The following is a 14152-nucleotide window of genomic DNA, read 5'->3' as shown; positions in this document are numbered from 1 at the left end:
AGTACGCAGGATCTCTATGACCCATGGGACTGGGATTACTCGTTATCTCTGATTACCAACTGGGCTGGTAATTGAAACGAGTCCAATGACTGCAGCAGCGAGTTCAACGAAGTGTTTCTGCCGAATTTGGCCTTGATGCTCATGATGTTAGGTCCATGGCTAAAATCTAGCTGCTCATCCTCAAGCCGTTGGTGGCCTTTTGCGCTTGATAATAACCGCCAAAAACTCCACACGCCTGTGACGGTCTGTCTTCTCTCGGTACCATCCAGACCAATCCAGGTAATTTGACTGGTACCATCCGGATTCACATCATTTGGCCAGTGCACATCCATGCGTGGGAACAGCCCATGACGTACATCGATGATTTGCCCTGCCAGATTGATGATTACCCGCCTCGTGCTGGGTGATATGCGTAGCGGTTCTATGCTGGCTCGCAGATCTAGGTGTCCCTCGTCATCGAAGAGCGCATTTTGCAATTGTAAGAGTCGCTCTTTGAATTCAACCAACCCGTCAGCTTGGTTATGCGGGGAAGACAATGCCTGCTTCATTAGTGGTGACTGTTCAATTTTATCGTTAAAAAAGCGATCAATTTTACCCCCGGGGGCGAGGAATGCTTCCACATCACCAAGTCCTGCTTCATCTCGGGCTCGAGGGTTGAATGGATATTTTTGCTCGATAAGTTGAGTAAAGGGTTCCTTGATCTCTTCTTGCCAATCTCGCTCCAACTCATCAACCGCAAGTCGATTGACTTCGCGATACGTTGTATTCACAAGTTCTTGTTGCCAGCTGGTGAGTCCAAGTTGGGTTTGTTCCAGTTGTTCGAGTTCAGCACTTAGCTGGTGCTCGTTTTCTATGCTGAATTTACGCTGCCATAACAAGGCAAGATTGAGTTCAATACGATGGAATAATCTTTCGAGATCCTGCCACTGATTCTCTGGTTGGATTGTGATCAATCGGGACGGATGAACCATAGTGTTGCTCCCCTCCGGGTCTATTTTAATGGGCATTAAGAGTGGTGGGATTACATTGACGTGAGTGTCTATAAGCGACTGAATCTCGCGTATTCCATCGGCTGCATGTTGGTAGCGATTGACCAGCTGTGGCATGTTTTCTGCTGCAATATGCAGTTCACCTAATGCCATCAACCAGGTATCGATATACTCCCGTTGGTAGAGATTTCGTATTTGCTGTAGGCCTTGCGTTGACGCTATGTCGCTTGCTGCGATGGCGGGTAACGGTGAGATGAGCCAAGCATGTTGTGACTGCCATTCAGCCCATTGTGACGTTGCAGTCATAAACTGCTTGGCACCATCAGGCATGAACAGCCGGGGGATAACGGGCGATGTTTGTGGCGGGATGAATAGCTGTTGCGCATGTGGCCCCAGCAACTTCCACAAAGGTATGAGTTGGTTGAGTTGCCAGTTCAACTGCTGGCGCAACAATGTGTAGTAGCACTCAGCTGTGGTGCATGTTTGCCAATAGCGTTGGGCGTTACGGATCTCGGATGCAAAGACAGCGTAGCGTTCGACCGCGTTTGTTTCGCCCTCTTGCCGGGCATTTTGCCAATTATAGTTATGCAAAAGTGTGATGAGATGAGGCCTTAAACGAGCCGCAGTCGAGCCTAGTTTTTGGTCTAAGAAGTGAAAAAGAAAAGAGTGCTGTGAGGGTTGGGGTGAATCAAGAGCACGAATGGCGCGAAGGGTATCGTAATGCTCCAAACTGCCCATAGCCTGTTGCTCGAGCTGCGCAGTCAGAAATTGCATCAACCATGGTTGCATTTCGCGGATAAGACTTTGAAAATAAAGTGTTTGACGATTAACCAGATGACCTCTGTATAGACCCCATTGCCAGACGTGATCTGCGTCGCCAAGTGCTGGCATTAACATTTCGAGTCGAGACAACATCTGATCGAGCGCTTGTGAAGTGCCATCTTCTTTCTCGTGTTGTTTTATCATCCAGTGTTTGAGTAATTCCTCATCCTCTGTCCATACCTGATGCCAGTGGTGCCAACACAAAGCGACGACAAGCGTCGCAGTGGTCAGTCCAACCAGGCGCCGTGGGGCGTTTTGTCTCGGGTTTAGCATGAAACCTTGTTGTGTCTGTTGCAGCATGCTGGCTAGCCAGCAAGGCGAAAGGGGTATGCCTGATATGGGCGGGTCAACCAGAGTGCTGAAATAGCAGCCTGTCAGGCGGGCGCCGGATACTCGCGCTCTGAGGATGGACACGTACTGCTGCGTGTGTTGGCTCAGCTGTTCCAGTGTGATATGCCAGTCAAGTTGCTGTCGAGTCGACAGGCAATTATGTTGAGACAGCTGTTGCGATAGCACCTCAGCTTCAGCTGTGCGCCATTCGGCCCAAAACTCAGCGAGTTGCTCTTCGGGCGATCGCCGCAGACCAAAGTGAATGCCGAGAGGCTGCTGCTCTGGTGCAGTCGAGAGTCGGCGGTTCCATGAGTCCATACCCGGTATCGTCGTACCGCCATGCCAGATCAGGTAAAGCGGTGTTTCATTCTTGATATAGGGCATCAGTCTCGCAAGCGGTACTCCAATGAAGTCTTGCTCATGCGGCAAGGACGAAATTGATTCAGGCCAGTGAACCATCAGTATCAGACCGATCTGCCCCGACTCTATGGCGGCGGTCAAGGCTGCCGACTCTTCTGTGCCGGCAGTGTTCGAGAATAGACCTTCCAGCAGACAGACCTTGATGCATACGTTGCGGTATTTCTCATGCTGCCATACGCTGGTTGCGGAGATTACCGATGAGGCTGACGTGGTGAAGCCGTGAGCCTGCAACCAACTGAAGGCATCAGAAGATCCTTGGTGTAATAATACCCAGCTAGGCACTGTTCTGGCCGTAGTTATCGAGTCACTACCTCGCCGTAGCACTATTCGGCAACCGATGAACCATAGTAAAGCGAGTGCTGACCACCAGAGCCAAATGCACCATGCTGGAGGGTTCAACTGCCAAAGTGCGATTAACGTCAGTAAGCAAATAGACGTGATTGCAATCCAGAGCCGTCCCGAGACAGGAACGAATCGTGTCAAGCATAAGCGTTTTAGATTGGGTGTCATCGGGCTTCCTTGTCTGATTCTGATCGATAAACCAATCGATTAAGGCGTTCGAAAATATGCGGTTCCCATGACTCGAGTGGCTGCTGCTGCAGTTGTGTGTGCAATAAGCGGGAAAGGTGTTGGGTGACGTTGGGAAACGCCCCTCGACTGTGTTCCAGAAACTGCAATAGGATAAGATCCTGTTCCCGGCGCTGTAGCCCCTGCGCTAGTTGCCTCTCTAGGCAGGGCAACAACTCCTGTTCATTCAGTTGGTGCCAGCATTCCGATGCGGCTAATGGCGCAGAAGGCGTTAACCACTGTTCACTCTCCCGCTGCAGAAGTGGTCGACCGTCCTGAAAGGTCAGGCATCGGACCCCAGCTAGTCGTGTCAAAAATTGCATAAGCTCATCACGGATGGCATCAGCCACCGCGTTAAACCCAATCTCCGAAGCGAGTTGGGCCGCCAGGTAATGACCATGCAGCCAAAAAGGCGCTTGCTCTAGGCTGAGTTCCAACGTTAACAATCTGTCGATCGAGGCAGGTTCTGTTTGATAGTCTCGGCACTGATCTGGAGTCGGCGCCCAGAGAGCCGTCCTGCCTCTGGCATCATGTTCTGGGAGGTTCTGTATGTGACTCCAGATCGCATGCCGCCTCAAGCGGTAGCCAATCGGTTGGCCCGGGTGATGTTGTGTCAGTAGCAATGCCTGCTGTAGCTGCACATCTTTTTGTTGGGCTTGCGATTCGACTAATCGTGACATGATAGTGTTGTCAGTTGCCTCGCGATGCGTCGGAGCAGGCTGCTCAGCAGCATCAATAGCCGTTTGGGGCAGGCAATCATCGCCTCCGCGGCAATCTTCGGGCAGAAGTTGTCGTAATGCTTGCCACTGTGCCTGCCATTTCATCTCTGCCGGTAATTGAGTCCGGCTTAGCTCGAGTCGCTTTAGCAAGGCTATCAGGAACGCTTTTTTTCCTGGTTGCAGCCAGTGTTGTGATGCCTCCGTCCCTTGTAACCAGCGAATGAGTAATTGCACTGCCAGTTGCCAGTCCTCCGGTTCAGAGGAGAGGGTTAGCACGCGTAATAGTGCTGAACGCGGTATCTGGTGGGGGCTTTCTATCACTAGCTGTTTGAGTGTGGGTAGTAGCTTGTCTGCGTGCGCTGAACACCAGTAAGGTGACTCCAGTTGCAAAAGCGCCCCTTCGATGGCTTGCCAACGGGGATCATCGGAATCAAATGCCCGATTGTGGGGAGATGTCGGCATCAGCTGATCCAGTTGCTCGAGCCAACTTTGATGACGTAATGACATTACCAATGACACCTCCGACGGATGGGAATCAGTGCCGTCGCCAACGGATGCAGCGACAAGGGAGGCTGCCCAATCAGCGTCAAGGTGTGATGCTGCTGCCACTGTTTCAGTCGGTTGATGGCAGGTAACCCGCGTCCTGATTCCAGGCGTTGTCCGCTATGTTGAATAAACCAGTGCGCTTTTGTCGGGATACCATCTAGCAGCAGTTGTGGTGTGTCGGTGACCGGTTCCGGAAGCTCCAGCCAGAGGTAGGTTAACAGGCCACGGCATTGTACATGCAGGCTAAAACCGTCCCCGTTGTGCAAGCGGAAGCCGTAAGGGATTGTTTCCTCACGTGTATTCGCAGGTGGAGACTCTAGTGGTTTCGATTGCTGGTCATAGCAGTCAAGACGCTGCTGGGGGTCCGGAACGTTGGCACACTGATTAATGCTGAGCCCGGAAGAGAGCCAAATAGGTAAAAACCAGGCCAACATTATTTGAGCCCCAACTTGCGGCACTTGTTATCCAGTGTGCGTTTGGGCAGCCCAAGACTGGCGGCCACCAACTGCCGATTACCGGTAAAACGGTGCAAACGGGCGTCAATGACCGCGGCCTCGAATTGTTGCACGGCGAGACGGATGTCTTTTATGTGACCATACGGGTCTGATTGAGCATGACACTCGAGCTTTTGGCGCCACGTTTCGGGTAAATACTGTAGCGACAAGGGAGTGCTATCGGGAGTCATCGCGCAGGCGATGGCGATCAAGTTACGGAGCTCGCGAATGTTGCCAGGGAAAGGATAGCGGCCTAAGGCTTGTTGCAGTCCGGCATCCAGCGTGCGTTGCTGTCGCCCAGAGCTATGTTCTTGTGTGAATTGCCGGCAGAGCGCCGGCAGATCTTCGCGCCGATATCGCAATGCGGGCAACTGTATTTGACACTGACTCAATCGATGAAACAGGTCCGCTCTGAAGGAGCCATTGTTCACCATCTCCGGCAGTGATTTGTGGCTTGCGGCAACCAAACGGAGATCAATTGTAATTTCATGCCTCGCCCCGAGGGCCCGTAGTTGACGAGTTTCAAGGACTCTGAGCAGTTTTATCTGCATCCCCAGCGGCATATCACCGATTTCATCAAGGAATAGCGTACCGCCGTTGGCCTGTTCCAGCAGTCCGGTTTGGTCGCGGATCGCGCCGGAAAATGCCCCCTTTACATGACCAAAGAGTTCGCTCTCTACCAGATTCTCCGGGATGGCCGCACAGTTGATGGCGAGGAATGGGGCGGCGTGACGTGACGAGAGATCATGGATCAGGCGTGCTGCTATCTCTTTTCCCGTGCCTGTTTCACCTTGTAGTAATACCGTCAGTCGATGGCGACTGGCCAACTGCAACTCATGGCGTAACTGAGTGACGGCGGATGACTGGCCGGTTAAGCGTTGCAAGTGGACTTGGCACTCATCTGCATCGGTTATCATGGGTCTGAAGGTGGCGGCCCTGAGATAGTGTCGCGCCAGACTCTGAATGCGGGGATCCTGTTGCCACAGACGGAGAGCTTTGGGGCGGCCAGCCATCAGTAGCAGATGCTCCTCGTCTAGGATGCCGATGTGAATGGCCAACAGGGGATCCAGCGCATGCCACCAAGCCTTCAGCCAGTCTATCTGCATCAAGCCGCTACGTAGCAAGGAGGCATGACTACGGGTATTTCCGGAAGGCAACAGCAATGAAAACGGGTTTGTCGTTAGCGTATCCTCTGCGCTGAGCGTAAATGAGATGCCGCGAGTCCCGATGGCGGTCAGCTGACGAGTTAGCGCCGAGAAGTGCAAGAGCAAAAGATCGCCATCCGGATAACACTGGGATAGTTGAACTAATAGCCCGGTGCGAGGGGAGCTTTCACCGGCCAAATGCGGGTTGATCGGATTCGTCGTGGCCATCTGCATCGCTATGGCACCTCATGCAAAGAGTGAAAGTACAGATTCAGCGTATCCACTGATGCGCCAGGTCGTTGAGCTGAGATTGGTAGAACAAGTAGAGTGCGATGGTGAACAACAGCAGCCAGAGCCAGTACAGCCCTCGGCGCGGCGCGAAGGAGGTTCCGGGTTGTGGTTGTGGCATCAGGTGAATCAATGCGGGAAATGACAAGACTTTGGGCTGCGGATGGCCATATAAAAAATGAAATAACTGTTCGCGCCATTGGCGATGGATTTTTGCACCACCGGCTTCAATGCGATATCGTCCTTCATAGCCCAGGCTCAGACACAGATGGATGCCTTGCAGTAGCTCCCGCGGAGGCGCTGGTTGGCGAAGCCACCCGTCCAAACGCTCATAGAGTCGGCTGCCCGCTTTGCCTTCCTGATAAAAATAGAGCATCAACGTCATCTGCGGCCACGGCGAGGGCAGCTCCCAGCTGCGACTCATGATGGCTTCATCCAGTGCGCAACAAAGCATGTAACGCCAGCCATCACAGTCAGATTCGGAATACCCATCCGCGATGAGGCGAGCGCCAAGTTGCTGAAGTTGTTGAATCAGCGTCTGCTGAAAGCTGAAAAGATCCTCTGGGACGGTCAGGTGCTGTTGCTGGCATAACAATCGCAAAAAAGAGTGGGCATGCCATAGCAGTCGATTGTCCAGCAGGGCGCTCTGCAATGGGCTCGTAGGGTGTGATGTGCCGCTCATAGTATCTGTATCCACAGTTGTAGTGTCAGGGCCGGGAGCTCCCCCGTCAGTTGGATGAGCAAAACCTGCTCTTGTTCTAGCTGTCGAAGTTGATCCTCATTCAGCACAATTTCGATGCAGAGGTAGTCGGTTGGCCACCCAGCTGGCGGAGCTGAAACCATGCGCAGTGCCAACCCAGGTAACTGCAGCGTCAACAAATCTGGCATGGTGCCGGGAAACGCAATCTTGAGTTGTTGTTGAATCAACTGCGAAGCGAGGGGGTCACCCGAATTCGCCTTGAGGCCAAGCCAGAGACGGTAAGGCGTGGCGATGTCCGCAGGCTGTAAAGTGGCGCGATACTGGCCGGGCCCTGAGGACTGAACTGTGATTGGGTGTAACCCGTCCAGGCCGAATGGAGTTAACCGTTCGACCATCCGGGCGATCACGGCTTTAAAGCACCGGTCCTGCTCGGTATGGCAATAACGCACAGGATCGAGGCAGGGGGCGGGAGAGGGAGAGGGCGCCAAGGCACAGAGCTCGGCTTCCTGCTCCAGTAAATAATCGAAGATCGCCTCAGGCTGGCTATGACCCAGGGTTAACAGATGGTTTAGACGCGTGATATTGCGGCTTAGCCATATCAACTGCAGGGTGCGATGAGCACAGTGGTGAGCGGTGAGTAGCCTTGGTTCTGGTGTTGTCAGTTGTCGCTGTTTCTGCCGGAGTAACTGCAAGACACCATGTAACAGAACCTCCAGCCCTTTTGAACCGCTAAGTGTCATGGTGCAGGGGAGATACTCGGTGTCTAGTTCAATGTGGCCGTTTGCATGCAGCCGTTTAATCCGGGCAACTGGAAGCGCGTCGGCGATATCTTTAACCTGGTGCTGCCAGTACAACCGAGGACGTAGCTGCGCAAGCTCAATGTCTGCGGCCATGGCATGCTGGGACATAACATCCGGTATTGAGCGGGTGATACAGTTGATGGGCATCGGGTGACCATGCTCATCGGCGACGCTTAAATAGAGGAGCTCGCCCTCAATACACTCTTCGGTGAGGGCGAGCGCCTCAGGTAAGGCGTCTCGTTGCGGTGCCAGACACCAGTGGCCTTGCGGTAGACAAACGTCGAGTTGTGTCAGTTGGATATGCCCGGCAAGGAGATGGACTGGGCTAAACTCCAGTCGTAACACACCGATGGCATGCGGAAACAAGGCTTGCATATACCGTTGTAACAGGCTATGCCAGTAACGATCCTGTTGCTGCAGATGCTGAGGGCGCAGAAACAACCCTTCACGCCAAACCACGGAATGCTCCATCTTTACTCCTCGTCTTTTTTCACAATCAGTTGCTTGTGTTGTCTGGTCAGCAGTATTTGGTAGCGATGTCCTATGGGGTGTATGCGCACAGATGCACGCCAGTGATGAGCATCTGCCAGGTCATTGAGGACGACGGCGGCGAGATAGTGACTTTCTGGATTCACAGCGCCGATGGCGAGCGCTTTGAACTGACCGGGCACCAGCGTGTATTCCTGATGCCACAGATAATTCACGCCGAGGGCTTGCTTGGGATCAGATTGCAACTCCTCACGGGTTGCCGCCAGCAGGCGGGAATCATCGGCCAGTTGGAAGACGAGCATTCGCACAGGGTCTTCGCTGGTCTTGTTGTCTGCAGAAGCATCCTCTGCCAGTAACAATAAGAAAAGCTGACTCGGTTGCTGGTCCGGGCCTCCCAGCGGTAAATCGGGGTTAAGCAGCAGCCGTCCCATTTTGTCTAGCGTGCTACAGCCTGCAAGCAACGCCAATAACAGTACCGGCAAGCAGCGCAGAGCCTGCATTCGGTTTTTCATCGGTTGGCTCCCTCGTCCCTGAAGCCAACGATAGCCAAGCTATGGGGGCGCCCCAGATGGCAATTCCAACCCAGGCGAGTCTTCCAGCGTGCCCCCAAACGCCCCTGGCGACGATGGTGCTCAGCCAGTGATAGATACCACTCGATGCTCAGTGCTCCGAGCGTAAACCGGCGCAGCTGTTGCAGCATCATCTCGGCTGCGGCGCCTTGGGCTTGCCAGTGGGGCCAGTCACCGTCATGTCGATTGACTAGCCGACAGCGAATGTGATCACACGATGTGTACTGATAACCGCCCAGCACGCCGTGATGGCCCAGTTGGCTTACTCCTAATCGAAGTCGAACGTCATCTGGAAGCGGTACTCGGCGGCGAGCCCCGTTTTCCAGCCGCAGTGGAGCCATGCCGGGAAGTTGCTGCAAATAGTATTGGATGGCTTCTCGACTGGCGCCGGATAGTAAGACGCGGACGAGAGGCCACAATGGTGTAGCGTCGGTGAGGGTTGTATTGCCGATACCCAACCAGCCTCGCCACACACGCAGCCAGGCGTGTTCAGTGGCCTCAGGCGTGGGAAGCCAGTAGCGATACTTGCGCCATCCTCGGTGCAACAGTGCCAGCAGATGACGCTGAATCAGCTCAAGCAGCATGCGCGTGGCGGAGTCGCTGAATCCTGCCCCTTGCCAAGCCTCCAGGTAATACCCTGGCAGTGGCGATGTGCTGCCACTCAGCGCCAAAACAGCCAGCATCATACTGTTATCGTTATCCAGCACGGCCTCATGTGTGCAGAAGCGATTGTCACTCGGTGACCGCCAATGCAGCTGCGTCTGATGGCGATAATGGTGCTCGAGTTGAACAAACAGCTCGGATCTATCAGGGGGGAGCGAGGGTCTAACCTTGCTCAGCATGTGGATAGGGTGGCAGGCCATGACAGCTCTCCTCCTGTGTGATGATCAGTCAGGGTCAGACGGTGCAGTGTATTAACCGGGCTGCGCCGTGTGAGGACGGCTGACAAGACGTAACCAAACAGCAGGCACTCCGCAGCGCCGCCAAATGCGGCGCGATCCAGCGTTACCCGTGTGTGAATACGGGGATAGGGTTGCCCGGTATGCCAGTGGTACTCGCGGTGCTGTTCGACCGCGAGCAGGGCGGTCAATTGCTGAGTGAGTTTTCGCTGTGCAGCCTCATCGACCCTGGCAAGACGGTGTCTGGAGCTAAGCAGCTGGCATAACCCCTCGTGATTCAAGGGTTGATGGAGGTGGGATGACATCTGCCCAAGCCATTGCCAATAGCTATGGGGGGCAAGGCTCGGAGGCAGCGTCCTGGTCAATGGTGTGGCTAATCGAGCGCGGAGACAGGACAAACTGCCCTGGCCGGGAATGAACTCGCTGTCTGCGGTCACCCGCTCGGCCCATGTGGTGCTGCATACATCCATCTCGACACTGAGAATATCAGGGGTGTGGCCTGCAACGTGCTCCGGCTCCGAGGAGAGCTGCAGGCTATAGCGGATCTGCTGCCCACAGTGTTGCTCCTGGCGTAACAGATAATTGCCGGTGTGGCCTGTGGTGGCTGCAGTGCCGAGAGGGGATAACACCTGGTGGTGACCATTGACCTCCGAGACAACCTGACGCAGATGAACAATCCATTCCGGGATGTGGGTGAGCGAGGCCAAAAGTAGTGGATAGCGGCTTTTACTGCCATCGACAACGATCGGCTCAGCGTGAGCTCGATGCAGATTGGCACATGGAAATAGATTGATTTGAAAAGGTTTTTTGTAGAGTTTCAGCGTTTCGGGTATCTGGGTGTCAAAGATCAGGCGGATTTGCAAACGCTGCAGCTGAATTGACCTGCTGTCGACAGGGGGATTCAAATGGAAGAACAATAGGCTGGCAGGAAAGTGTAGCCAGTCATCCAGCAGCTCAAGGCTGCCGCCATCGAAGCCGCAACCGCACAGCGGCGTCAGTGTTGACAGGTCGGCTAACGCGAGTGCTGTCGTTGGCCACACGACTTCTCCGCTGTCGGTCTGCAGGGTCAAGGCTGCCAGGTGGTTATGCAGCAGAGCAAACAGTTCGGCACCGTGAGCGGGATCTCCACTCAGCCAGAAGGTCAGCTTAGACCAGGGCAGCAGACTCAGACTGGCGGATTGGAACAGCTCAAGCATGATCGTTATCGAGGTGGAGGTGAAATTGCTGCTGATGAGTTCGGCAGGAAAGATCCAGCCATCGCGCAGAGTACGCATCGTTGTCTGCACCCCATCCGGATGCGGAACAGTCAAGAATTCACTGCCAGCACTGAGAGGTTGAGGTGTCATGATAGCCCCGCGGGGTGGCTGACAATGCAGCAACCCCATTGCTGGTAGCGGAGCGAGCAGTTGGGGGGCGGTCAGCTCAAGCAGTGCCTGACTCAATTCGGGAAACTCATCATCGAGTCGTCCACGGATCTGTGCACACAGGAATGCGACGCCTTCCAGCAGGCGCTCAATGTCGGGATCCTGAGCCGGCAGTCCGAGAAAGGGTGCCAAATCAGGACGTTGCTGTGCCAACTCTGCCCCCTCATAGCGCAAGCGCAGCAACTCTTCATGAAAGTAGTCATCAAGGCTGCTCATAGGCGAATGCTCAGCGGATGCAGATTGTCCAGCCAGAAGACCAGGGGCTGCGGGGATGCCTGGCAGGAGCCATGACGCGCGGGCATAGCGAGCTCGGCCGTGATACGAAAGGTCAGCATGGCGGGTCCGCTCGCCGGCAACGGTTGCACGCAGAGGCGTGTCAGACGGGGTTCGTACTGTACGATGCACTGGTGAATACGCTCTGCCAATTGCTGTTGTCGCTCCTCACAAGCCGGCATCAGCAACATTGCAGGCTCCAGCCCTAATGCCGGGCTACAGCGACAGTGACCAGGCCGGCTGGCGAGCAGTTGCACCAGATGTCGACAAATGGAGGGGCGTTCGTCGATGTGATGTCGCTCCAGGCGCTCTAGAAAACGACTCATGATGCGACGGGCTCCCGATCCAGTCGACCGACCAGCGAGAGTTCAAAGCTGGCTCCCATGTATTTGAAATGGGGGCGGACCATCAATCTGACCTGGTACCATCCGGCCTCACCAGGGGTTTCCAGCACTTCGACCGCTGCGGCGCGCAACGGACGCCGGCTACGCACATCGGCGGGAGGATTCTCCTGATCGGCAATGTACTGTCGGATCCAGCGATTCAACTCCCGCTGCAGATCCTGGCGCTCTTTCCAGGCGCCGATCTGTTCGCGTTGCAGCACTTTGAGGTAATGTGCGAGGCGGCAGATGATCATCAGATAGGGCAATTGGGTGGCGAGCCGATAGTTCAGCGCCTGTTGCTGGCCGCTCTCGGTTTGCGCATAGACTTGCGGCTTCTGTACCGAGTTGGCAGAAAAAAAGGCGGCACTTCCACTGTCCTTGCGTTGTGTCAGCGGAATGAATCCCGCCTCCGCCAGCTCCAACTCTCTGCGATCGGTGATCAGAACCTCAGTCGGGATCCTGGATTGCCATTGGCCCATGGATTCGAACAGCGGAATCGGCAAGCCGTTGATTTCACCACCATGGCGTGGGCCTATGATGTTGGGGCACCAACGGTAACGGGCAAAGCTTCGCGTCAGGGTGCTGGCCAGCAGATAGGCGCTATTGCCCCACAGATAGTGTTGATGATTAGCTTGGGTTTGCTCCTGATAACAGAAGCTGTGAGTCGGGTTATCCAGCGGGTCATAAGGCAGGCGTAGCAAGAAGCGTGGGCACGTTAGCCCTAGATAACGCGCATCCTCGGTGGTTCTTAGCCCATGCCAGCGCAGGTAGCCGTTGCCGGCCAGCAAGGCATTGAGATCCTGAATCTGGCCCAGTTCGCCAAAGTGTTGCAGCCCGAAAAAGCGAGCGGATACTGAGGAGATGAAGGGGGCATGCGCCATGGCCCCCACGGTCGCCAGCTGATGCAGTAAGCGGATGTCAGGAGCCTGCTGCGTAAAGGCAAAATCGCCAATGACCGCAGCGACAGGCTCTCCGCCATACTGACCAAACCCGCTGGCATATACATGACGGTAATAGCAGCTTTGACTGATCTCGGCCGCTTCGTCAAAGTCCTCACTCAACTCCTGAGTCGTGACATTCAATACGCGCAGGCGGATGTTTTCTCCAAAGTCGGTGCGTTCGACCAGACTCTTGAGGCCGCGCCAGCTTGCCTCCAGTGCCTGGAAATCTGGGTGGTGCAGGATGGCATCCATCTGCCGGCTCAACAGGTTGTCGAGCTCGGCTATCATTCGGTCGAGGTTGGGGCGTGCAGCAGGCTCTGAGGCGGCGGGTTGAGGGTGCTCATACCAGTTGGCCAAGGCCTGCACTCCGTCACGTGTGAGCTGATGCTCATGGTCCTCGTTTGTATGTGGACAGGCCAGCGCCAGCAGCTGGGGTACCAGGGCTCGTGGAGTCGTCTGCGTTGTCATACGATTATCCTCAGTCGCTATCAGTCTGGGTGAGTTCAGTCAGCAGTTGTTGACGCAATCCAGGATCGGACAGCAGTCGGAAAAGCTGTTGTCGAAACGCGGGCTGATTGCGTAGCGGCCCTTTCATCGCCGCGAGCGCGCGGCGCAGTTGTAGCAGACGTTGCAAGGCTGGAATTTGGGTGACGATGCGGTCTGGCGTGAAGTCCTCAAGGCTGCTGAAAGTCAGTTGACAGGAGAGGGTGGCGTCGTCGAGCGCGCTGATGCAGTCAGGGACCTCGAGTGTCAGTTGTAATCCGGTTTGCTGCATTACCGCCGTGAAGCTGTTCTTGTCAATCGACATGGGTTGTCGTTGGCTCAGCGGTTGCGGGTCGGGTTGGCCAGTCAGATTGGCTAGCACCAACAGGTGCAACGGGAGTTCTACATCGGCTTCTTCTGCGCCCTGATTGGAACGGTAGCGAATGGAGATGCGTTCCTGTGGCGCGACACTGTTCTCATGATCCGGCATGGCCGCCTCGCTTGTCTGTATTGTGCGTCGGCTGATACTAGCGGTCAGAGGGTGGGCGCTCTTGCTGCCACAATTGGCAGTCCCGCTGCCAGGTCATGTCACCTGTCAACGATGTCGGTGTCGGCAAAATAACGCCCTGGAAGAGGTGGCGTTATTCATAAACAGATAGTCTCCGGGAAGGGGAATGTTGATTCATGTTAATTATTGCTTATAAAACATGCATTTAAAGTGAATGACACTCAGTGCCTGTCAGCGATGACAGGCAAGCGGAAATACGGCAGTCAGACAGCGGCTTTTATTCTTCCGTTTTGGCATACGGATTTGGTTAAAAACACGGCATCGTGCTGAGTCTGATGTCAGTAATGTTGACAGCCGTGATTC

At 54.9% G+C, this 14152-nt stretch carries 12 protein-coding genes; all 12 read right to left on the bottom strand.

What is annotated here, in order from left to right:
* Window positions 1-35: 35 nt before the first annotated feature.
* The 12 genes from ACFOSS_RS09840 to tssB all read right to left on the bottom strand — a co-directional run bounded on the left by ACFOSS_RS09840 (window position 36) and on the right by tssB (window position 13771).
* Window positions 36-2843 (bottom strand): ImcF-related family protein, encoded by a 2808-nt coding sequence (locus tag ACFOSS_RS09840; protein ID WP_377152169.1) that lies wholly within the window; start codon window positions 2841-2843, stop codon window positions 36-38.
* A 224-nt stretch (window positions 2844-3067) separates the two neighbouring features.
* Window positions 3068-4354, bottom strand: a complete 1287-nt coding sequence (locus ACFOSS_RS09835) for a type VI secretion system domain-containing protein (RefSeq protein WP_377152167.1) — start codon at window positions 4352-4354, stop codon at window positions 3068-3070.
* Window positions 4354-4659 carry a type VI secretion system-associated protein TagO gene (locus ACFOSS_RS09830; RefSeq protein WP_377152166.1) on the bottom strand — a complete coding sequence of 102 codons (306 nt, stop codon included), beginning with the start codon at window positions 4657-4659 and terminating at the stop codon, window positions 4354-4356. Before ACFOSS_RS09830 ends, ACFOSS_RS09835 begins: the two co-directional genes overlap by 1 nt.
* A 167-nt stretch (window positions 4660-4826) precedes the next feature.
* Window positions 4827-6266: a sigma-54 interaction domain-containing protein gene (locus ACFOSS_RS09825; protein WP_377152165.1), complete on the bottom strand. Its 1440-nt coding sequence runs from the start codon at window positions 6264-6266 to the stop codon at window positions 4827-4829.
* A 37-nt stretch (window positions 6267-6303) separates the two neighbouring features.
* Complete coding sequence (gene icmH, locus ACFOSS_RS09820; protein WP_377152164.1) at window positions 6304-7002, bottom strand: type IVB secretion system protein IcmH/DotU; 699 nt, start codon at window positions 7000-7002, stop codon at window positions 6304-6306.
* Complete coding sequence (gene tssK, locus ACFOSS_RS09815) at window positions 6999-8291, bottom strand: type VI secretion system baseplate subunit TssK (RefSeq protein ID WP_377152163.1); 1293 nt, start codon at window positions 8289-8291, stop codon at window positions 6999-7001. The genes icmH and tssK overlap by 4 nt, the downstream gene beginning before the upstream one ends.
* A 2-nt stretch (window positions 8292-8293) precedes the next feature.
* Window positions 8294-8821: a type VI secretion system lipoprotein TssJ gene (gene tssJ / locus ACFOSS_RS09810; protein ID WP_377152162.1), complete on the bottom strand. Its 528-nt coding sequence runs from the start codon at window positions 8819-8821 to the stop codon at window positions 8294-8296.
* The gene (locus tag ACFOSS_RS09805; RefSeq protein ID WP_377152161.1) at window positions 8818-9564 is read right to left on the bottom strand and encodes a type VI secretion system baseplate subunit TssG; all 747 of its coding nucleotides are present in this window, start codon (window positions 9562-9564) and stop codon (window positions 8818-8820) included. Before ACFOSS_RS09805 ends, tssJ begins: the two co-directional genes overlap by 4 nt.
* 149 nt (window positions 9565-9713) lie before the next feature.
* Window positions 9714-11417, bottom strand: a complete 1704-nt coding sequence (locus tag ACFOSS_RS09800) for a type VI secretion system baseplate subunit TssF (RefSeq protein WP_377152160.1) — start codon at window positions 11415-11417, stop codon at window positions 9714-9716.
* Window positions 11414-11800 (bottom strand): type VI secretion system baseplate subunit TssE, encoded by a 387-nt coding sequence (tssE, locus tag ACFOSS_RS09795; RefSeq protein ID WP_377152159.1) that lies wholly within the window; start codon window positions 11798-11800, stop codon window positions 11414-11416. Before tssE ends, ACFOSS_RS09800 begins: the two co-directional genes overlap by 4 nt.
* Window positions 11797-13266, bottom strand: a complete 1470-nt coding sequence (gene tssC, locus ACFOSS_RS09790; RefSeq protein ID WP_377152158.1) for a type VI secretion system contractile sheath large subunit — start codon at window positions 13264-13266, stop codon at window positions 11797-11799. Before tssC ends, tssE begins: the two co-directional genes overlap by 4 nt.
* Before the next feature lie 10 nt (window positions 13267-13276).
* Window positions 13277-13771: a type VI secretion system contractile sheath small subunit gene (gene tssB / locus ACFOSS_RS09785; RefSeq protein ID WP_377152157.1), complete on the bottom strand. Its 495-nt coding sequence runs from the start codon at window positions 13769-13771 to the stop codon at window positions 13277-13279.
* Between the last annotated feature and the right edge of the window lie 381 nt (window positions 13772-14152).

It is taken from the genome of Pseudaeromonas sharmana (assembly GCF_042649925.1).
Taxonomy (GTDB): Bacteria; Pseudomonadota; Gammaproteobacteria; order Enterobacterales; family Aeromonadaceae; genus Pseudaeromonas; species Pseudaeromonas sharmana.
The sequence above is the reverse complement of the archived record's forward strand: the minus strand, read 5'-3'. Positions and strand labels throughout refer to the sequence as shown.

What these genes read in the sequence shown, in the direction of transcription:
- ACFOSS_RS09835 (WP_377152167.1), bottom strand. Translation starts at nt 4,354, where the DNA reads ATGTCATTACGTCATCAAAGTTGGCTCGAGCAACTGGATCAGCTGATG.
- ACFOSS_RS09825 (WP_377152165.1), bottom strand. Translation starts at nt 6,266, where the DNA reads ATGCAGATGGCCACGACGAATCCGATCAACCCGCATTTGGCCGGTGAA.
- icmH (WP_377152164.1), bottom strand. Translation starts at nt 7,002, where the DNA reads ATGAGCGGCACATCACACCCTACGAGCCCATTGCAGAGCGCCCTGCTG.
- tssK (WP_377152163.1), bottom strand. Translation starts at nt 8,291, where the DNA reads ATGGAGCATTCCGTGGTTTGGCGTGAAGGGTTGTTTCTGCGCCCTCAG.
- tssJ (WP_377152162.1), bottom strand. Translation starts at nt 8,821, where the DNA reads ATGAAAAACCGAATGCAGGCTCTGCGCTGCTTGCCGGTACTGTTATTG.
- ACFOSS_RS09805 (WP_377152161.1), bottom strand. Translation starts at nt 9,564, where the DNA reads ATGATGCTGGCTGTTTTGGCGCTGAGTGGCAGCACATCGCCACTGCCA.
- ACFOSS_RS09800 (WP_377152160.1), bottom strand. Translation starts at nt 11,417, where the DNA reads ATGAGCAGCCTTGATGACTACTTTCATGAAGAGTTGCTGCGCTTGCGC.
- tssE (WP_377152159.1), bottom strand. Translation starts at nt 11,800, where the DNA reads ATGAGTCGTTTTCTAGAGCGCCTGGAGCGACATCACATCGACGAACGC.
- tssC (WP_377152158.1), bottom strand. Translation starts at nt 13,266, where the DNA reads ATGACAACGCAGACGACTCCACGAGCCCTGGTACCCCAGCTGCTGGCG.
- tssB (WP_377152157.1), bottom strand. Translation starts at nt 13,771, where the DNA reads ATGCCGGATCATGAGAACAGTGTCGCGCCACAGGAACGCATCTCCATT.